Annotated in this window: 13 protein-coding genes; 7 read left to right on the forward strand and 6 right to left on the reverse strand. The window is 60.5% G+C overall.

Annotation, left to right across the window (positions count from 1 at the left end; genetic code table 11):
• Positions 1 to 152: 152 nt before the first annotated feature.
• Positions 153 to 1,487 carry an AGE family epimerase/isomerase gene (locus AC1EJ1_RS00005; RefSeq protein ID WP_285015976.1) on the reverse strand — a complete coding sequence of 445 codons (1,335 nt, stop codon included), beginning with the start codon at positions 1,485 to 1,487 and terminating at the stop codon, positions 153 to 155.
• 107 nt (positions 1,488 to 1,594) lie between these two features.
• Here AC1EJ1_RS00005 and AC1EJ1_RS00010 point away from each other — a divergent pair, with 107 nt between their 5' ends.
• The 5 genes from AC1EJ1_RS00010 (at position 1,595) to AC1EJ1_RS00030 (ending at position 9,464) form a co-directional block, all read left to right on the forward strand.
• Positions 1,595 to 1,930, forward strand: a complete 336-nt coding sequence (locus AC1EJ1_RS00010; RefSeq protein ID WP_285015975.1) for a hypothetical protein — start codon at positions 1,595 to 1,597, stop codon at positions 1,928 to 1,930.
• Positions 1,931 to 1,990: 60 nt separating this feature from the next.
• The gene (pgm, locus tag AC1EJ1_RS00015) at positions 1,991 to 3,661 is read left to right on the forward strand and encodes a phosphoglucomutase (alpha-D-glucose-1,6-bisphosphate-dependent) (protein ID WP_058237549.1); all 1,671 of its coding nucleotides are present in this window, start codon (positions 1,991 to 1,993) and stop codon (positions 3,659 to 3,661) included.
• A 166-nt stretch (positions 3,662 to 3,827) separates the two neighbouring features.
• Positions 3,828 to 5,186: an MFS transporter gene (locus tag AC1EJ1_RS00020; RefSeq protein WP_070725428.1), complete on the forward strand. Its 1,359-nt coding sequence runs from the start codon at positions 3,828 to 3,830 to the stop codon at positions 5,184 to 5,186.
• Between the two features lie 113 nt (positions 5,187 to 5,299).
• Positions 5,300 to 7,990, forward strand: a complete 2,691-nt coding sequence (locus tag AC1EJ1_RS00025; protein ID WP_480295129.1) for a beta-glucosidase — start codon at positions 5,300 to 5,302, stop codon at positions 7,988 to 7,990.
• Positions 7,956 to 9,464 (forward strand): App1 family protein, encoded by a 1,509-nt coding sequence (locus tag AC1EJ1_RS00030; protein WP_480295130.1) that lies wholly within the window; start codon positions 7,956 to 7,958, stop codon positions 9,462 to 9,464. The genes AC1EJ1_RS00025 and AC1EJ1_RS00030 overlap by 35 nt, the downstream gene beginning before the upstream one ends.
• Here the strand turns inward: AC1EJ1_RS00030 and AC1EJ1_RS00035 are convergent.
• From AC1EJ1_RS00035 to AC1EJ1_RS00055, 5 genes are all read right to left on the reverse strand, one after another.
• Entirely contained in the window at positions 9,461 to 12,691 is a 3,231-nt protein-coding gene (locus AC1EJ1_RS00035) for a PIG-L family deacetylase (protein ID WP_480295131.1), read from the reverse strand. The two genes, AC1EJ1_RS00030 and AC1EJ1_RS00035, sit on opposite strands and share 4 nt — an antisense overlap.
• 40 nt (positions 12,692 to 12,731) lie before the next feature.
• The gene (locus AC1EJ1_RS00040) at positions 12,732 to 13,541 is read right to left on the reverse strand and encodes a carbohydrate ABC transporter permease (RefSeq protein WP_058237545.1); all 810 of its coding nucleotides are present in this window, start codon (positions 13,539 to 13,541) and stop codon (positions 12,732 to 12,734) included.
• Positions 13,538 to 14,479 (reverse strand): carbohydrate ABC transporter permease, encoded by a 942-nt coding sequence (locus tag AC1EJ1_RS00045; RefSeq protein WP_480295132.1) that lies wholly within the window; start codon positions 14,477 to 14,479, stop codon positions 13,538 to 13,540. The genes AC1EJ1_RS00040 and AC1EJ1_RS00045 overlap by 4 nt, the downstream gene beginning before the upstream one ends.
• A gap of 92 nt (positions 14,480 to 14,571) precedes the next feature.
• Positions 14,572 to 15,951 carry an ABC transporter substrate-binding protein gene (locus AC1EJ1_RS00050; RefSeq protein WP_480295133.1) on the reverse strand — a complete coding sequence of 460 codons (1,380 nt, stop codon included), beginning with the start codon at positions 15,949 to 15,951 and terminating at the stop codon, positions 14,572 to 14,574.
• A 27-nt stretch (positions 15,952 to 15,978) separates the two neighbouring features.
• Complete coding sequence (locus AC1EJ1_RS00055; RefSeq protein WP_480295134.1) at positions 15,979 to 16,956, reverse strand: carbohydrate kinase family protein; 978 nt, start codon at positions 16,954 to 16,956, stop codon at positions 15,979 to 15,981.
• Between the two features lie 131 nt (positions 16,957 to 17,087).
• On the opposite strand from AC1EJ1_RS00055, the gene AC1EJ1_RS00060 reads away from it, so the two are divergent.
• Both AC1EJ1_RS00060 and AC1EJ1_RS00065 read left to right on the forward strand, forming a co-directional pair.
• The gene (locus AC1EJ1_RS00060; RefSeq protein WP_480295135.1) at positions 17,088 to 17,882 is read left to right on the forward strand and encodes a DeoR/GlpR family DNA-binding transcription regulator; all 795 of its coding nucleotides are present in this window, start codon (positions 17,088 to 17,090) and stop codon (positions 17,880 to 17,882) included.
• On the forward strand, positions 17,879 to 19,273 hold the full coding sequence (locus tag AC1EJ1_RS00065; RefSeq protein WP_480295136.1) for a family 4 glycosyl hydrolase: 1,395 nt from the start codon (positions 17,879 to 17,881) through the stop codon (positions 19,271 to 19,273). Before AC1EJ1_RS00060 ends, AC1EJ1_RS00065 begins: the two co-directional genes overlap by 4 nt.
• The last annotated feature ends 85 nt before the right edge of the window (positions 19,274 to 19,358 follow it).

Genomic DNA, 19,358 nt, shown 5'->3' on the forward strand with positions numbered 1-19,358 from the left:
TCAGGCGCGCAGATGAAAATCTGAAACAGCAGTGAAACACGTAACGATGTCAACACCACGGCACCATCAACGCGCTGGTCCCCTCGTCAATGATGATGACGAACGAGGGTGACCCACCCGCATCACGCGCCGCGCGCGATAGTCGAACCGGCCTACCAGCGATGCTTGAAAATGTTCCACGAACGCCGATCCGTAGGTGCTTCCTCCGGATGATCCAGCAGGTCGCGCGAAATTGCCGAGGCAAACGGCGGCCACAGCGGCACGCGTGACATCAACAATGTCTGGATTGCGTGGTACACATCCAGGCGCGAGGCGATCGGCTCGGAAGCCGGTTCGTTGTTCTCATCCAGCGCGCGAATCCACCTGCCAGGAGACAAGATCAGGTAGTCGTTGATGAAGTCGAGCCAGGAACGGTGACAGTGCTCGTAGTTCTCCACCTCTGCAGGGTTGACACCGTCATCGAGCATTGCGCGGCGAATCGCCAGTGCAGCGCACACACCTTCGCATGCGACCCACTGCAGGTGGTGCGTATCCACAGGTTCACCATCTGCGGACACGGTCAGTGCGAAACCTGGCTTTCCGTTGCGGCGCCACCCATCAACGCGGGCGCGGTGGAAAAGCTCCTGCGCCATTTCGAACAGATAATCCGGCTGCTGGCGGCCCATCGAGCGCAATGCGGCGCGAATATGGACAGCCAGGCGCGCCCACTGCATTGAGTGGCCAATGACGTAGCCGGTGTACACGCGCCGACCGTCGTCAAAACCGGAGGGGACATGATCCAGCGGTTTCCATTGCGCGTCGTAGTATTCGGGCAGGCGCCAGTTGTGGGATGACGCCTGCTCGTTGACGAACTGCGCGATCACTTCGGCACGTTCAATCCACAGTGGATCGGTTGTCGCCTCGGCGGCCGATAGGTAAGCCTCGGCGGTGTGCAGCAGGCAATCCATCGCATGCAGACGGTCGGTCGGCTTGTGGTCAGCGGTCAGTGAATCGTGCACCAACCCGTTCTTGTCCAGCCAGAACCGCTCCTGATCGTGCAGTGCAGCGTTGAGCAGTTCAAGCGCGCCGGGCCTGTTGGCGACTGTAGCCGCGGAAGCCGCCAGAATCAGGAACGCGTGATGGAACTGCGACTTCATGTCGGCGTAGGGGCCTTCCCACGGGACCGCGTTGCCCTCAGCATCCAGGTCGTGTGTGAGGCCGGTGAACCAGCCGCCCTGAGTCTCATCCACAAAATGTGTCGACAGGCAGTGGATCCCGTGGTCTGCGAAGCGACGGCAACCGGGGATTCCCATCAGGATACCCAACGAGTACACGTAGGTCATGCGCGAGGTGACCGCGAGCTCCACTGGTCGGGTCGTGTCAGCGTCCCCCTCCGTGGTCAGGTGAGCAAACCCGGTGGATGCCATCGTGCATTTCGCCTCTTCCAGGAGGGCGCGCATTTGTGCCGATAGCCAGTTATTGTGTTCAACTGAACCAATCCAACCCATTGTCTTCGTTAACCTCCAATGGCACTGATGAGCCTCTATCGCGTCATTGCCTTTTCGTCGTAGAGTGGTTGTATCAGTACTCAGCCTACCGTCTCAGTGGAGTTCAGATGCCTACTGTCATCAATACGTTCAACGCGTCGTCACCTTTGGCCAACACCGGCGCAACTGTACTGCCGTACGTTCTGATTGGCCTCCTGCTGGTTGTCCTCGCCATCGCCGCGTTGCTGTGGGCACGCCATTCGCGTCGCCAGCAGGCTGAGCAGGCTGCCGCAGCCAAGCCGGTCGTTCCGCCGGCACACACTGACGAGGCAGACTCCACCGCCGCTGATGCAACCGATGCTGCAGGCGGAGCAGTTGCTGCTGATGAGAACCTTGATTCAGGTGAATCCTCCCTGGAAACGCCTATTAATCCCACTGATGGAGATGATCCGGCAACCAAGTAGGCACGTGCCGAAAGCTGGAATAGGGCGACAGGTGCCACCGATCAGTGACACACTGGAGTCATGCATGAAAGAGCTGGCACAGTTGCCCTACCAGAAGACCTGATCGACGTTCAAGAACTTCTTTCCGCGTATTACGACATTGAGCCGGATGTCAGCAATCCGGACCAACGCGTCGTGTTCGGAACTTCCGGGCACCGTGGATCCTCACTCGATGGCGCATTCAATGAGGCGCACATCGTCGCGATCACCGCAGCCATCGTGGAGTATCGCGAAAGCCAGGGATATAACGGCCCGCTGTTCATTGCGCGCGATACTCACGCGCTGTCCGAGCCTGCATGGAAAACTGCCGTTGAGGTGCTTGCCGCTGCAGGCGTGCAGATCAAGGTTGACGAGCGTCATTCCTACACGCCGACCCCCGCGTTGTCCCTGGCCGTGCTCAATGCGAACGGTGCGCCCGAAAATCTACGCACCAGTGGTGACGGACTGGCTGACGGCATCGTCATCACCCCATCCCACAATCCGCCGCGCGACGGTGGCTTCAAGTATAACCCGCCTCACGGTGGCCCGGCTGACACGGATGCCACCTCGTGGATCGCGCAGCGAGCCAACGAGCTCCTTGAAAAAGGATGGCGCTCCATCCCGCGCGTCCTCGACACTGACCTGTACAGCCACGAATGTGTGGGCACATTCGACTTCCTGGCGAACTACGTGCGCCAGCTCGACACGATCATCGACATGGATGCAATCCGCGAAGCGAAGATCCGCATCGGAGCAGACCCGCTGGGTGGCGCCTCGGTGGACTACTGGGCGGCAATCGCTGAACAGTACGATCTGGACCTGACGGTGGTCAACCCGAAAGTCGACCCGGCCTGGTCGTTCATGACGCTGGACTGGGACGGCAAGATCCGCATGGACTGTTCATCTCCCTACGCGATGGCTTCCCTGCGTGATCAGATGACGCCCGATGCCAACGGGCACACCCCCTACGACATCGCCACCGGCAATGATGCAGATTCAGACCGTCACGGCATTGTGACCGCTGACGGCCTGATGAACCCGAACCACTACCTGGCGGTCGCCATCGAATACCTGCTGACGCACCGCCCAGGATGGTCAGAGTCCACAGCGATCGGTAAGACCCTGGTGTCCTCCTCCCTTATTGACCGTGTCGTCCAATCACTGGATCGCACGCTGATCGAGGTGCCCGTGGGCTTCAAGTACTTCGTGCCCGGACTGTTGGACGGGTCAGTGGGCTTCGGCGGTGAAGAATCGGCCGGAGCTTCGTTCCTGCGTAAAGACGGCACCGTGTGGACCACCGACAAGGATGGCATCATCCTGGCGTTGCTCGCCTCGGAAATCATGGCGGTGACAGGCAAGTCGCCCTCGCACATTCACGTTGAGCAGGTGGAACGCTTCGGAGCCTCGTCGTACGCGCGTGTCGATGCGCCCGCGAACCGGGAGCAGAAAGACAAGCTGAAGAACCTGGCTGCTGACGATGTGAGCGCAACGGAGCTGGCGGGCGACCCGATTACCGCGAAACTGGTGCGCGCACCGGGCAACGATGCGGCAATCGGCGGCCTGAAGGTGACCACTGACTACGCGTGGTTTGCTGCCCGCCCGTCAGGAACCGAGGATGTGTACAAGATTTACGCCGAATCGTTCAAGGGCGATGACCACCTTGCGAAGGTTCAGGACGCTGCGCGTGACGTGGTGAGCGAAGCACTCACGTAAGGCTTGATGCGGCGCTGCTGCACGCTGCCGGAAGATTGGAATGAAGGTGAGGCGGGCCCGGCCTGCAAACTTGCCGGCAGAGCAGTGATTCTATACCCGTCTGGGTGACGAATCTGGCCAAAAATGGTGGTGCTGACCCGCCTGCAGACGGTTAGGATAGTGAATCGTGCTCTCGAATTACGCTGATTTGCTGCGCATCCGAGGGGCATGGAAATTCTCACTGGCTGGTATGGTGCTGCGCGCACCCATGTCATTGATGGGAATCTCAACGATTCTGCTGGTCAAAGGCATGTACGGCAACTACACGCTTGCGGGCGCGGTCAGTGCAATCTCCGTCGTCTCCTTGTCGATCTGCGCCCCGATACTTGCCCGCCTGGTCGATCAACGCGGCCAGGCTGTGATTATGGTGCCGTCCCTGGTGGTGTCGGCACTTGCGACCATCGGACTGTTTGGTGCCGCCGTCCTGCACGCCCCTTCGTGGGTGTTGTTCATCTTCGCCGGACTGTCCGGCGCAACGTGGGGTTCACCCGGTGCACTGGTGCGTGCCCGCTGGGCAAAAGTGGTGCGCACGCCGAAACAGCTCACCACCGCGTACGCATTTGAAGCTGCAGTTGACGAGGTTGTCTTTGTCATCGGACCGATCGTTGCCACGCTGCTGGGAACAGCGCTCCATCCGGGGACGGGTCTGATTTTGTCGGTGTTCTTCATCATCGTCGGCTCAATCGGGTTCTTTCCGCAGCGCGCCAGCGAGCCGACCCCGACACCGAAAATCAAGGGCGTGCGCCAGCCGACCGTCCTGCTCAACCCTGTCATCATCATCCTGGTGCTCACCTTCATCGGTGCGGGTGTCATGTTCGGTGCGAACGACGTGGCAGTGGTGGCCTTCACTGAAGAGCACGCTCACCCGGAACTCGCCGGTGTGCTGCTCGGCTTCTTCGCAATGGGGTCGTTCACGGCTGCACTGTTCTACGGTGCTCGCCACTGGACCACTGCGCTGTGGAAACTCTTTGCCATCGGAATCTTGGCACTCGCCATCGGTGTGTCAACATTCCTGCTGGCGCACTCCCTGCTTGCCCTTGGCGTGGCAATGCTCGTGACGGGACTGGCAATAGCGCCGACCATGACGAACGTCAATGCGATTGTGTCGAAAGTCGTAGCCTCCTCACAGCTCACTGAGGGATTGACGTGGATGTCCACGGCAATGAATATCGGTGTGTCGGTGGGGGCGACGCTGGGTGGCCGCGTGATCGACGCGTCCGGCGCTCACGGCGGCTTCCTCGTTACCGTGTCCTTTGGCTGGGTGATGGTCGCGGTCATGCTGATCGGACTGCCCAGGTTGCGTCGCGACGTGCTGCGCGCTGAAGCCGAACCACTGATCGCAGACTCGCCAAAAGACGAAGGCGCAGACTCAGACACGGCCTCGAGCTCACCCGAGGAGCCAGCCTCCCAAGAACCAGCCTCCAACGGGCAGACGCCTGACGAGCACACTTCCAACGATTCTCACAGTGAGGGTGACCCACATTAAAGTGTGCGCCATGAGCGCACGTGGATAAGCTGGTGACAGATCCTGTTGATCCTGTTGATCCTGTTGATCCTGTTGATCCTGTTGATCCTGTTGACCTGTGAAAGGAACCTGACATGGCTGTTACTCCAACACCGTCCGCACCCACGCTGCGCATCCCGTCCGAGGGAATCACCGTCGATATCGATGATCCCGACGGCCAGATGTTCATGCTGGAACGCTCCCTTCAAGGCTGTGTCTCACTGGCATTTAGCACGCAGATCGACAAGGAACATCCGGGCGATGTTTTCCTGGACGGCTCCCCAACCCCGTACGTGCTGGCTGACGTTCTGGCTATGCGGGGCGTGACCCACCTGGGGATCACAGTATTCGGCGTGCTCACCCAGCGAGGAACTTGCCACCGCGTCACGGTCCGGGGATTTCGCGACCTGAACGGCACGGTGATGGAACCGACCAGCTTCACGCTGACCACCCTGCCCGACACTGCCCCCGATCCAGCGTTCGCACACCACGACGCCATCGCCCTGCGCGCCGCCGAAGAAGGAATCGTCTTGCTGGAAAACCGGCGCAACACGTTGCCGCTGCCTTCGGGCACACTCAACCTGTTCGGAGCAGGCGTGCACGCCTTCCGCACCGCCATCGTCGGGGCAGGCAGGATCAACCCGCGTTACACGGTGCGGCTGCGTGATGCCATCGAAGCATCCGACACGTTCACTCTCAACGAGGAACTGGCCTGTTTCTACCGCACCGGAACCAACGATCTGCCACCACGTGACCTGCGTGATCGCGCCCGCGCACTGTCCGACACCGGCATTATCGTGCTCACCCGCCCCTGCGGAGAAAACACGGACAACAGCTCAGATGAGGCAGAATTCAGACTTGACAGCGCCGAGGACACCCTCGTGCGCACTGTATGCGACCTGTTCGACCGCACCGTCGTCATCTTGAACACTCCGTACCCCATTGACGTGTCCTTCATGGACACCTACCCGGTCGATGCGCTCATCCTTGCAGGAGTGGGAGGTATGCTGGCCGGCCCCGCCATCGAACGCGTCCTGTCGGGTGCAGTGAACCCCTCTGGCCGCCTGTCAGATTCGTGGCCACGGGCACTCGCGGACCTGCCCGCCGACGTCAACTTCTACGACTGTGCAGGTGGAAAGACGCGCTACAACGCCGAACACCGCACATGGATCGACACGGCGTACGAAGAAGGCATCTATGTGGGCTACCGCTTCTATTCCACATTCGACGCCGAGCCGGCCTACCCATTTGGCTACGGACTCAGCTACACCACATTCGACCTGACGCCCTCGGCAACGATCAACAGTGACGAGGGGGGCCACCCGCATGCGCAAATCGATGTGACAGTGACGAATACGGGGGAGCGTGCCGGCCGGGACGTCGTCCAGGCCTACGTGCGCAAGCCACATGAGCGGATCGAAACACCTGAACGTGAACTCGTGGCATTTGCGAAAACGCCACTCCTTGAGCCAGGTGAATCACATGTCGTGCACCTGGACGTTGGCGCTGACCGCCTGAGTGTATGGGATGAAGAGGTGTCCAGCTGGATCGTGACGGAAGGTGAGTACACCCTGTTTGTCGGACACGACGCGGCCGATGCCGGCCAGACCTGCCAGTTCCGTCTTGACGCTGACCGAGTTCTTGCCCACGGGCACCCAGTAATGCGCGCACCTGAGCCGGTCACTGCGCTTTCACGGCGCGACCCGTCCCACACCTGGCCTCAGGGCACGCGCAGCGAAATCAGGGATACTCCCGGTTTTATCCCCGTGCGCCATGTCCCCTCGCGGGATGGACTGGAGGAAGCCCTGCCTTCTGACACCCCAGTCACATTTGACGACGTGGCGGCAGGGCGGGCCACGGCAGCTGACCTGGCCAGACAGCTCGACGTGGATCAGTGTGTGCGGCTGCTGGTGTGTTCGCGAGACGACTGGGGGATGGAAGGGACAGGCGCTGCCGGCATCATGGCCACCGTCGCGGGCGTTGACCTGCCTGAATTCGTAGTGGCCGACGGCAATTCCGGTGTCAACATCAGGAAACCGAACATCGGGATGCCGACGACGGTCGTCCTCGCCTCCACATTTGACGTGGATCTTGCTGAGGAAGTCGGTCGGGTGATCGGCCAGGAAGCCCACGCCAACCGGATTGACGTGATCCTGGCACCGGCCATGAATCTGCATCGCCACCCCCTGTGCGGGCGCCACCCTGAATACTTTTCGGAAGATCCGTATCTGACTGGCATGATGGCGGGGCATTTTGCGAAGGGCCTGGAAAGCGGGGGAGTGGGTGCCTGCTACAAGCACTTCCTGGCGAACAACGCTGAAGCCTCCCGCAAACGCAACCAGTCGCTGATTCCGGAGCGTGCGCTGCGTGAACTGTACTTGAAATCCTTCGAAGTCGCGATCGGCGTGCACCCGGCCGCAACGCTGATGACCAGTTACAACGGCGTCAACGGGTGTCACACCGCTGCAGATACCGAACTGCTGGAGACGATTATCCGAGGCGAGTGGGGCTGGCGCGGCATGATCATGACCGATTGGACCTCCTACGACACGTGCCCGGTTGACATGATGGTGCCTGCAGGCACCAACTGGATCACTCCGGCCTCCCCGGATGACACTTTCACGGCTCCGATTGTGCGCGCGGTGCGCGAAGGACGAGTGGGCGAATCAGTCGTTCGGAGGGCAACCGCGGAACTCATTGGTACGCTGGTAACCGTTCGCGCCCTCGCCTCGCAGGCTGATTCGCGTCTCAGTGAGCACAACACGAAAGGTGAATCCGACGATTAAACCGGACACAGGGGATCAACCCGACAGCCTGCACACAGGGGATGCCCGCCGCGAGAACCAGGGTGCCCGCGCCACATTCGCGCCTTTGTTGCGCGCAGTGAATACGGTGAGCGAATTCGCCTCCACCGGCTTGGCGCATGCACTGGCCTTCGGAGGTTTCTATCCCTCCGTCGTCGGATTCGGAGGGTACGGCTCTGCAACGCAGGTGCGCATCCTGGCGCGCGCCCTCATGAGCCGCACAGATGATCAGCGTCGATGGCTGGCCGAAAGGCGCGGCTGGCGACAGTTCTTCGACGCGCAGGTGCCACGCCAACCCGCCCTGATCACCGTGGGAAAGGCACGCGTCATCTGCTTCGCAAACGCGGAAGGCTACATCGACCTGACACTGAGCAACCATGGACTTGCGCCCGGCTGGCATGACGCGTGGATTCAGGTTCTGCACGCCGGCGACGTGGCACACCTGGGAATTGTCGAGGGCGACGCTCCGATTCTGCATCACGTGCGCAACGAACATACGCACACCGATGTCACGCCCACTGCGGAGCGCCGCCGACTGCGCACTCAGCTTTCACGCGAACAACGGGCAGTTCTTCAGCGCATCAATGCCATCCCCACCATGCCGTCAGGCCAGCAGGTGTTCGTCACTGCAGGTAAGGAACTGTACCAGCTGGTGCCGGAGAATCTTTCCTCAACGGCTGGCGGCCACCTGTCCTACATTGAGCATCTTGTCTTGACGGCAAGTGAGCCCGACAGGAAAGACACGCCTGAGCGTGAGAAGCGTTCGGGCAGAATTCGTGCCGGCCAGCCCGTCGCCGTTAAAGTCCGCATCATCGGTGATAATGAGCGGGTCGGGGTCGTCTCTGACCTGGATGACACGGTGCTGGTGTCGATGCTGCCACGTATGGCAATAGCGCTGCGGCACGCCCTCGTCGATCGTTTTTCGTCACGTCAGTCGGTGCCGGGAATGATGCGCCTGCTCAACGAACTGGCTGAAGGTGACCAGCACGCTGAGGCGATTAACCGGCCGCACGCTCCCGTCATCTACCTGTCGACCGGTGCGTGGAACGTGTTGCCCGCAATGCGGGACTTCCTGGGGCGGATGGGCTTCCCTGAGGGAGCATTTCTGATGACTGACTGGGGGCCGTCCGCCAATACATGGTTCCGTTCGGGCCGTGAACACAAACGGCGCGAACTGCAGCGCCTGGTCACTGAACTTCCGAACGTTCGATGGTTCCTGGTGGGAGACGACGGGCAACACGACCCGGAAATCTATGCGGACTTTGCCCGCAAATATCCGGAACGTGTTGCCGGGATCGCCATCCGATCACTGACTCAGTTTGAGCAAATGCTTTCGCACGGCACGTTGACGCCGCTTCGGCCCGAAGCACTCCATGACATCCCGGAAGATATCGACGTGTGGTACGGGCCGAACGGCTTCAACCTCCTTGCTCAAATGCGTCGCGATCAGCGTTAGTGTCGCCGCCGCGATGCTGCCAGCCCTGCAGCTCCGGCCACGCCGAACGCTGCGAGCATGATGAGTGCGCTACCTGACGCGCCGGTTCGTGCGACGCCACCTGGTCGGCCGGCTGCGTTCGGATCGCCCTGATCGGCGTCGCCGCCACGCTGCCCATCCTGATCGCCGGGCTTCTTGTCGGTATCCGGCTTGGGTGTAGGCGTGTCACCGGCCTTCTTCGCCACTAGCGGGTAGGCCCACGCGTTGACAGTGTCACCGTTGCGGTAGGACACCAGCAGGTGAACGTCGGTACCCAGTGCTGCGTGAATCTCATCGGTCAGCTCGATCGTCATGTCGGTGCTCCCCACGTCGGCCTGAACGCTGGCCAGGAGCCTGCCACCCATATTCGGCTGCCACGGCATCGCTGCCCCGTCATCAGGTGAACATGCGTCGAAGTTGTGCGCGGAGTTCGCGCAGCTGGACGTCCACACCGGAATGAAGGACGGATCCCCTTTCCACAGGAAGGCGCGCGCCGTGCCGGCCTGAGTTCCCGACAGCGGAACGCGGATGGCCTCGGCATCGATACTCGGAGCCACGGTGACATCGGCGGCGGGCATCAGACCTGCAATCGGCACGCCTCGTGTAGCGGACTGGAACACCGTTTGAGGTGAATCAATACTGTCCAGCGCGCTGTCAGGAATGATGGGAGCGCCAGCTTCATGGGAACGGTCCGTCGGAGGCTCGTACCCGTCCAGGTAGGCGTGACCCCACCGGTACGGCTCAGACTGCTGAGATCCGAAAGCCGACCAGGCCAGACGGGTCTGGCCAACGAAGTCAGGCGTATCGGAATCGTACGGCGTGATGTTGAAGCCCAGGTAGGTCGGGTTGACAGCATTGCCGGCCTGATCTCCGGTCGGTGCAGTGGACGTGGGACCAATTGCTGCCGGCAGGTTTGCCAACGGCAGTTTGACTTCCAGCTTGTAGTGTCCATCCGTGTAGGCACCCGAATCGTCACGAGGGGCAAATGCCTTGACTTCAACGCCGGGAGCGTTCAGGCCACCCTCGATAGTTTCCGCCAACGGTCCGGTGGAGAATCCCTGATGATGGTCAGCGTCACGCGACCAGCATGGGCCGTTCGCGCCGTTGCCGTTCCGGCCGTCAGGGTCGTCAGTGAATGGGAAAACACCGAGCTTGAACGTGGTGGACGTGTCGTTGGACGGTGCGAGCGGGTCGAGCAGGAATTCAACGGAGTCAACCAGCCAGTGACCGAAGCAGCGGTCAGGTGGTGCCGCCGCTGAGGCCTGCTCGTCGACCACATCGACCAGAGCGTACAGCGCATCGTCGTACCATCCCAGCCATGCCTGTGACGTGCCGCCGCAGTCAGCCTCGGATGAGCACTCCTCGCCTTCCCACCGTGCGGCAACGCTGATCGGTGTGCTGCCGTAGGCTGACGCGTCACCATCCAGAGCAGGGGCCTTCGCAAGCTTGGGGATCACCGTCGTCGGCACGACATTCAGTTCGAGCTTCTCGGTCGAAACCGATGTTCCAGCGGTTGTGGTGGCTGTGACCTCGTCAATCGTATTGCCGACGGCAGCAGGATCAGTGTGAGTGAGAATGAACTCCACCGTCGCCGTCTTACCCGGTGCGACCCCTTCGAATGATTGTGACGGGTGGTTGAGTGCATATCCTTCCGGAACCGTTAGCTCGACCGTGCCACTTTGCGCTTCACTGGAACGGTTTGTGACGGTCACGGGAACCGTGATCGATTCACCTGCACCGATAGCGCGCCGCGCCGGTGACTGGCCGTAGACAAAGACGTTGTAATCTTCGGTCCACTGATCGTAGTAGGCGGCGTTGCCGGCACGCGTGAAGCGGCCGTTGACCGGGGCCACCACGTCAACATGGGTTTCGTTGTAGCCCGTCATCTCGGCAGAATCTGAGGCGAAACGGATCGGCAGACGCATCGTGCCGAGGGCACTGGAGTCAGGGGCGGTCACAGTGAACGTGACATCGGTTGAGTCACCGGACGCCAGTTCACCTATTGCCTGTTTGTCGCTGACGGTCCACCCCTCGGGGACGTCAATCGAGACGGTGCCGGCCGGAATTGCCTGCTCGCCAGCCACGAGCGTGACAGTGACGTCGGCCGATTCACCGGGAGCTACCATCTGGGCTTCCGGTGATCCATACATCAGTGTGCCCAGTGGCATGCCGCTGGGGTCAGGCAGGGATGCGCCGAAGAGGATGGAACGATCATCGCCGCCACCTTCGGTGCCGTTTTCCTGCATCGGTACCCACGACCTACCCACCAGGAAGCGTGTACATCGATTGTCGACAACGGTCTTTTCCATCAGGCGGGCCTGAGTGGCGTGAGCCTTGGCGTTTTCACCGCCAACCTGCGCCCAGGTCTTGGGTGTTCCGGCAGGCTGTCCCTGCACGTTGCCTTCCACCCACGTGTACTCAGATTCGTATCCTGTCCACGTTCCGGCCACGGTGTAGGGACGTCCCTCGATTCCGGCGTAGCCAGCCAGACAGTTGGCCTGATCAGGCAGCTTGGTGGTGTTGCCAAAGTCAAAGACGTATTCGGTGACCTTCTTGACCTGCCAGGGCTGAACCGCGTTGGGTCCGCTGAGCTGTTCAGGGAAACGGTTGGGATCAGCAGCTGCCTGCGCCACCTCCCATGCCAACATCGAGGCGGCCTGGTGGTTGCCGTGACCAGCGTCGAAGGAGGCGGGCCATGTCACCAGGATTTCGGGTCGGGTCTCACGCACAACCTGTGTGGCCCGGCGCAACGTTTCTTCATGGTTCCACAGCTGGTGAGTCAGCGGCGCGGACGTGTTGTAGAAGAAGTCCACCCGGTCAAGGAAGTACACATCAACTGTGCCGTCACGTACGTGCGCCGCACGGTCTTCGTTTTCACGTCGCAGGCCCAGGTTCGGCCCGGCTTCGGAGCCGACTGAATTGGAGCCGCCCTCGCCGCGCGTGGTCAGCATAATGCCGCAGCGTACATCGGCAAGATCACCCCACACGCCACACGGTGCACTGAAGGACGCGTCATCATCGGGGTGCGCCCACACGCCCAGGACATCGAGTTTTGTTGGATCACTGGTTGACGAGGTTTGGGCGTGGCCGAATGCCCATTCAGGTGCCTCAGACGAGGGTGCCGCGAGGGACGGCGTCGCATACATCATTCCTGGGACCAGAAGCGCACACGCCCCTGCGAGCGCGACCGATCTGAGTAGGTGCTTCATTGCAAATTCTCCAGTTCTTTTCAAGAATCACGATCAAATATCAGCCTTTAACTGCTCCTTCGGTCATTCCGGAAATGAAGCTGCGCTGCAGGGCGAGGAAGAGGATCACCATAGGCAACGCAACAAGAACCGCTCCGGCTGCCAGGAGCGTGGATCCGGTGGTGTACTGGCCCTGGAAGAATGCCAGACTCAACGGGGCGGTGCGCATCCTGCCGGTCGGTGACATGACCAGCGGGATCAGGAAGTCGTTCCACGTCCACATGAACGTCAGCACAATCTGAGTCACGATTGCGGGACGTGCCAGTGGAAGCAGGATCGACCACAGGATTCGGATGTCACCGGCGCCGTCAAGCCGGGCAGCCTCCAGGATGGATGGGTTAACTGAGCGGAAAAACGCGCGCATCCAGAATGTGCCGAATGCCAGTGACTGCGCAATCTGCGGCAGCGCCACCGCCCAGAGCGTGTCGGTGAGTCCGAGGGTGCGAAGATCGTAGAACAACGGCAGGATGATCGCTTCGGACGGCACCATGATGCCCAGGAGGAACACGTAGAACAGAACGTTGGAGCCAGGCGGGCGCAAAATGCCGAGCACGTAGCCGCTCATCAGTGAGAGCACCAGTGCCGACGTCACGACAACCACGGCGATCATCGCCGAGTTCTTCATGTACAGCGAGAACTTACCCTGGCTCCACGCTTTTGCAAAGTTCTCGATGTGTCCCCACGACGAGTCGTTGATTTTCTCTGAACTCAACGACAGGAACAGGACATACAGAATGGGGATCAGGGACTGCAGCGCAAAGAAGATCAACACGATGTAGCTGACGACTTTTTCAGCGGGAGAGGTTTTCATTGGTCCTTTTCCCCCCACAGGTTGATGGTCAGATTGATCAGGAAGATCACCAGTGTTAGTACGACCGCCAGTGACGAGGCCGTTCCCACCTGTCCGAGTCGGAACGCCTGGTTGTAGACCTCGTAGGACGGCACGGTTGTGGATGTGCCGGGGCCGCCCGATGTCGTCATGTAGACCAGATCGAATGTCTTCAGCGCTGCGATCACCGTCAGGGTCAGTGAGACGAGGATTTCACCACGCACGCTTGGAATAGTGACGGACCAGAAGCGGCGGAACCACCCAGCGCCGTCAAGCATGGCTGCCTCGTAGTATTCGCGCGGGATGCGCGCAATTCCGGACATGAGCAGGACGGTTACCAGGCCGGTGGACACCCATGTGCCGATCAGGCCCACGGCGATCAGCGCCGTCGAGTAGTCACCGAGCCACGGCCTGGCAAGTCCGCCCAGACCGATCGCCCGGAGCACACGGTTGAGCAGCCCGTCGGGCGCGTAAATTTCACGCCACGAAATGGCCAGCACCACCATGGCGATGACCTGTGGCAGGAAGACGACGGTTCGGAAAAATCCGAGCCCGCGCACGCTTGAGCGTGTCAGCAGTGTCGCCAGGACGAGGCCGATGATCAGTGGGAACACCGCGTAGAAAATGATGAGGACAAGAGCATGCCAAAAGGCGTCCAACAGCCTGGGGTCGGTGAATGTTGTGACGTAGTTGTTGAACCCTGCCCATGTTCCTACGCCCAGGCCATCCCACTTGTAGAACGACAGGGTGATGACGCGACCGATGGGGTACAGCATGAATGCGCCGTACACCAGCACTGGCAGTGCCAGCAGAGCAATCGACATGGCCCACCGTGACTGTGCGCGTGATCTGTTGCGTCCACGTGCGGAGCGTGAACTGGTGGCGGTCGCTGTCTGTGCACCGCCGGTGTGGTTGGTCATCGAAGCCTCCTCAATGTACACGCGAACGGATATAAAAGGCGGATGGGTCGCCCTCGTTGATCATGAAAGACGAACGAGGGCGACCGGCTGCATTATTGGTTGGTGAATTCGGTGTACGCCGTCTCCAGAGTGTCGACCAACTGGTCAGGGGTGATCTGCGAATCAAGCAGTCCCTGCAGTGCGTCACCAAGAACCTGATCGAAGGTCGGGGTGGCGTAGTCGAGGTACGGCAGAACGTTGCCGGAGTTCGTCAACGTGTCGAAGGCGTTCATGACATCGGCCACGACGCCCTTCTCGTTGGCGGCGTAGGTAGCCGTATCGTTGACGGGCACGTTTCCGGTTTCAGCCAGAACCTTCATCGCATCGGCGTTCGTCAGGAAGTCGATGTAGGCCGCAGCGACGTTGACATCCTTCGCGGCTGACGTGATGGCGAACGGCAATCCGGTGCCGCCGGTGGTCTGCGGCGCATCCATTCCTTCGGCCATTGGCGGCAGCATGAAGCCGACATCTTCACCCATTGCTTCGAGCAGGTCAGGTGCGAGCCATGAACCGGCAATCAGGTACACGCCCTTGCCGCCGGCGAAATCCTGCCAAGTGCTGTCGTAGTCAGCGCCGTTGAAGCCGTCGTTGAAGAAACCGTTCTTGGCCCATTCCTGGATCTGCGTGGCGGCAGCAACGTTTTCCGGTGTCTTCCACGAAGCACCTGCGTTACCGAAGCCGAGCGAACGCACGGTATCTGCGTCCACATGTGCGCCCTGCACGACGCCGAAGACGTGCAGTCCCGGCCACTTCTCGACGTTACCGAGCATCAGCGGTGTTTCACCGGCTTCCTTGATGGTCGGCAGCTGGTCGGCCAGTTCCTGCCAGGTTGTGGGCTCCTTCAGACCGAGGTCAGCGAGCTTGGCCTTCGAGTAGTAGATCCCCACTGATTCGCCGACCTGCGGCAGGCCGTAGACGCAGCCTTCACCGAACTTGGTGGCATCAGAGGAGTACGAAGAGTTCGCCAGGATGCCTTCAGCGAAAGTTTCGTTCCACTTGTAGGCCTCCACATACGGGTCGAGGCACTGGATCTGTCCAGCTTGGACGAACTGGCCCATCATGGAACGCGAGTTGTTGGCCTGCACAACGTCAGGCGCATCCGCGCCGGTCAGAGCCAGACGCAGTGTGGTCTGCAGATCGTCAAAGGACTGGGAGTTGCGCTCGATGGTGATGTTCGGGTACTTCTCCATGAACGCTTTGTTGAGGCGCTCGATCTGTTCGTTCTGGCCGCCGCGCACTTCCTGGTCCCACACCACCAGTGTCTGTTCGGGGGCGTTCGAAATATCGGTTGATACTTCGGATGCTGCCGTCGACTGGGAGCCGGAGTCGCCACTGGTCTGGCCTCCGTTTCCGCCGCTGGGAGCACACCCCGCCATCAGTGCCAGGCACGCCAGTCCGGCAACCATTGCCGAGCCGTGAGAAGAATACTTCATCGTGTTACATCCTTTCGGTCGTGTCATTTAAACGTTGAGTACATCAAGAAAAGTCAGGTCAAGTCCCTTGGTGAGGTCTCGCGAAAGGCTCGTGACCCAGTGGTGCAGGTCGGAGCCGGTCGGCGCGCTGGATGAGCCGCCGGGGAAGCGAACGGTGTAGTTACTGGCAGCGATTGCCAGGGAAACTGCGGCGCGCGGTGCGAGCCCCGCATGGTGAGCGAAGGTCAGGCCCGCTGAGAACACGTCTCCGGCTCCCGTCGGGTCAACAACAGGGATATCCAGGGCCGGAACCGTGAACAGCTCCGTCCCATCGCAGGCGACAGCTCCCCTCGGCCCGCAGGTGACAACCACCAGCGGCACCTTCTTCGACAGTGCCCGGGCTGCCTCCTCGACGCTGTCGGTGCGTGTGTACCGCATCGCTTCAGTCTCGTTGGGAGTGAACACATCGGTGACGTCAAGGCCGCGCAGATTGTCGATATCCCACTGCCCGCTTGGGTCCCAACCAACATCGCCCAGCACCCACACATCACCCCACTGAGCAATGCTGTCGTGGTTGGCGTTAATCGCATTCATGTCAGCGACGAGGGCGGCCGGGTGATCCCCCTGGATGACATCTGCCAACAGTGAGACGCTCTCCGAGCCATAGGTCACCATTGCCCGGTCACCGTTGAATGCCAGCGACGTCGTGACATTCTGGCGGTCACATCTGCTCGCCCACCTCAGGTCAATCCCTTCACTGGTCAGGATGTCGGCCACCAGATGACCTGCTCGATCCTGGCCGATAGTGGTGACCAGGCGTGGACGGGAGGAATCGTCTGTGTCAGACGCCTGAAGTAAACGCGCAATAGCGATGGCCTGGTTTGCTGCTCCACCTGCAGTGATGGCGCATCCTGATACCCATTGTTCTTCACCTGGGCGCGGGGGGCCTGCAAGTCCCGACATGACAACGTCAAGGAAGACAGGGCCAATGACGCAGGTTGATCCATCTGACGACGCAGTGCCCACGGATGCCTCCTTGCCAATGTGGAACTGAACGTGATCTTGTTCTCATCACACTGTAGCGATATTTCGGCGCATTGTGCTTGCAAATGACCAATATTGCTCACAATTGAAAGAATTTCGTTATAATTGGCACTATGTTGGCTTATCAGCGTCGTGCCAGAATCCTTGACTTGGTACATGACCGCGGCAGTATGTCAGTATCCGATCTGGCACAGCACTTCGGCACCTCCGAGTCAACGATTCGGCGCGACCTGAACCGTCTGGATGAGCAAGGCGCACTGACGCGCGTGCGCGGCGGCGGAATTCACGGCGGTGTACCCAGCTTTAAAACCCTGAGCGAATCCCCGCACGATACACAGGACCTGCCTTTTGCCACGGTTGCTATGCGATCAGCCGAAGAGAAGGATCGTATCGGCAGGTCAGCTGCAGCCCTCGTGCCCGATCAGTCGGTCGTCCTCATTGACATCGGTACCACCGGTGTGATGGTGGCCCGTCATCTCAGGCATCGCGACGTGACCGTTGTGACCGCTTCTTTGGCAGTTGCCGACGAACTGCGAGGTGAATGTGAAGCAACGCTTGTCGTACTGGGTGGTGTGTTGCGAACAAACTACCTGTCACTGGTCGGCAGCCTCACTGAACATGCGCTGGAGGCAATCAGAGCTGACATCGCATTCGTTGGCACCTCGGGTATCCGCCATTCCGGCGCTTTGATGGATTCGACCGGAATGGAAGTGCCCATCAAGAAATCAATCATCGCGCATTCTGAACAAACCTTCGCCGTCGCGTCATCGGACAAGTTTCCGGGATCAGGCCTGCTGACCGTGTGCCATCTCAGTGACTTGACGGGTGTTGTGACGACCGCCGAAATATCCACCACCCCCTCACTGGCAGACCTTGAGGGAACAAACACGAAAGTGATCAGCGCATGAAACTTGTAATTGCAGGCGGAGGCGGATTCCGCGTCCCGCAGATCATCGAAGTTCTTTCAGCAGCACGCGAGGGCAAGGGGCCTCATAGCGGCCTGAACGTCGACGAAGTGGCCCTCTATGACATCGATCAGCGCAGGCTCGACGTCATGATGGCGGTCATCCGCGGAATGGATTTCGCCCATCCACCGACACTGACCGCTTCCACCGACCTGCGCCAGGCCCTCACGGGAGCCAACTTCGTCTTTTCAGCCATACGAGTGGGCGGCACAGCCGGACGTGTCACTGACGAGCGTGTTGCGCTGGCCGAAGGAATCCTCGGACAGGAAACGGTCGGGGTGGGTGGCTATGCCTATGCGTTCCGTACACTGCCCATCGCGATGGAACTGGCTCGTGCAGTGCGCGAGGTGGCTCCCGATGCGTGGGTCATCAACTTTACGAATCCTGCCGGAATCATTACTCAGGCGATGCGGCGCGAACTGGGCTCCCGTGTGATTGGTATTTGCGATACGCCGATCGGACTGGTGCGCCGTGTCAGCGCGGCGGCAGGCATCGATCATCACTGGGTTGACCAGGACGATCCTCGTCTCACATTCGACTACGTGGGCCTGAACCACCTGGGGTGGCTGCGGTCGCTGGAACTGGACGGCACAGATCGTCTGCCCGACCTGTTGGCCGACGATGCCGCGTTGGATCACATCGAAGAGGCACGCACAATCGGTTTTGAGTGGGTGCGCGCACTGGGAATGTTGCCCAACGAATACCTCTTCTACTACTACCTCAACCGCGAATCAGTCGCCCGGATCAGGCAGGAAAAGGCTACACGCGGCGAATTCCTCGACAAGCAGCAAAGCGCTTTCTATGACGAAGCCGCCGGAACGAGCGACCACGATGCCGCAGCCGCATGGACCAGGGTCCATGACGAGCGCGAAGCGACCTACATGGCCGAATCCCGTGATGAGGAAGACCGCGCCAACCGTCGTGACGAAGACATCGCCGCAGGTGGCTACCAGCAGGTCGCCTTCGATTTGATGAACTCGCTGACCACCGGCACACGCGCACGCATGATCCTGGGTGTGGGCAACTCGGATGCGGACGGTGATCTGATCGTGCCGCAATTGCGCGAAGACGCGGTGATTGAAGTGCCCTGTCGCGTCGACGCCGACGGAGTTCATCCGCAGCACGTGCGGCCTGTGACCGGACCCGAACTCGGACTCATCACCACCGTCAAGGGGTGTGAGGAACTCGTGATCGAGGCGGCAACGCAGGGGGACAGCACCCTTGCATGGCGCGCAATGGCCAACCACCCATTGGTCGATTCCGTTGCCGTGGCACGCCGCGTGCTGGAGGGTTACATCGACCAAAGTCCCCAGATCGCGAAGGTTTTCGAATAAAGGAAAGAAGGCTCACACACCGGTAGACCTACACGTTAGGCAGTGTTTACCGGGTGGTTGAACTGCGTCATTAGCGTCAGTGAAG

It is taken from the genome of Pauljensenia sp. C0170B4 (assembly GCF_056590235.1).

What these genes read in the sequence shown, in the direction of transcription:
- AC1EJ1_RS00005 (WP_285015976.1), bottom strand. Translation starts at nt 1,487, where the DNA reads ATGGGTTGGATTGGTTCAGTTGAACACAATAACTGGCTATCGGCACAA.
- AC1EJ1_RS00010 (WP_285015975.1), top strand. Translation starts at nt 1,595, where the DNA reads ATGCCTACTGTCATCAATACGTTCAACGCGTCGTCACCTTTGGCCAAC.
- pgm (WP_058237549.1), top strand. Translation starts at nt 1,991, where the DNA reads ATGCATGAAAGAGCTGGCACAGTTGCCCTACCAGAAGACCTGATCGAC.
- AC1EJ1_RS00025 (WP_480295129.1), top strand. Translation starts at nt 5,300, where the DNA reads ATGGCTGTTACTCCAACACCGTCCGCACCCACGCTGCGCATCCCGTCC.
- AC1EJ1_RS00035 (WP_480295131.1), bottom strand. Translation starts at nt 12,691, where the DNA reads ATGAAGCACCTACTCAGATCGGTCGCGCTCGCAGGGGCGTGTGCGCTT.
- AC1EJ1_RS00040 (WP_058237545.1), bottom strand. Translation starts at nt 13,541, where the DNA reads ATGAAAACCTCTCCCGCTGAAAAAGTCGTCAGCTACATCGTGTTGATC.
- AC1EJ1_RS00045 (WP_480295132.1), bottom strand. Translation starts at nt 14,479, where the DNA reads ATGACCAACCACACCGGCGGTGCACAGACAGCGACCGCCACCAGTTCA.
- AC1EJ1_RS00050 (WP_480295133.1), bottom strand. Translation starts at nt 15,951, where the DNA reads ATGAAGTATTCTTCTCACGGCTCGGCAATGGTTGCCGGACTGGCGTGC.
- AC1EJ1_RS00060 (WP_480295135.1), top strand. Translation starts at nt 17,088, where the DNA reads ATGTTGGCTTATCAGCGTCGTGCCAGAATCCTTGACTTGGTACATGAC.
- AC1EJ1_RS00065 (WP_480295136.1), top strand. Translation starts at nt 17,879, where the DNA reads ATGAAACTTGTAATTGCAGGCGGAGGCGGATTCCGCGTCCCGCAGATC.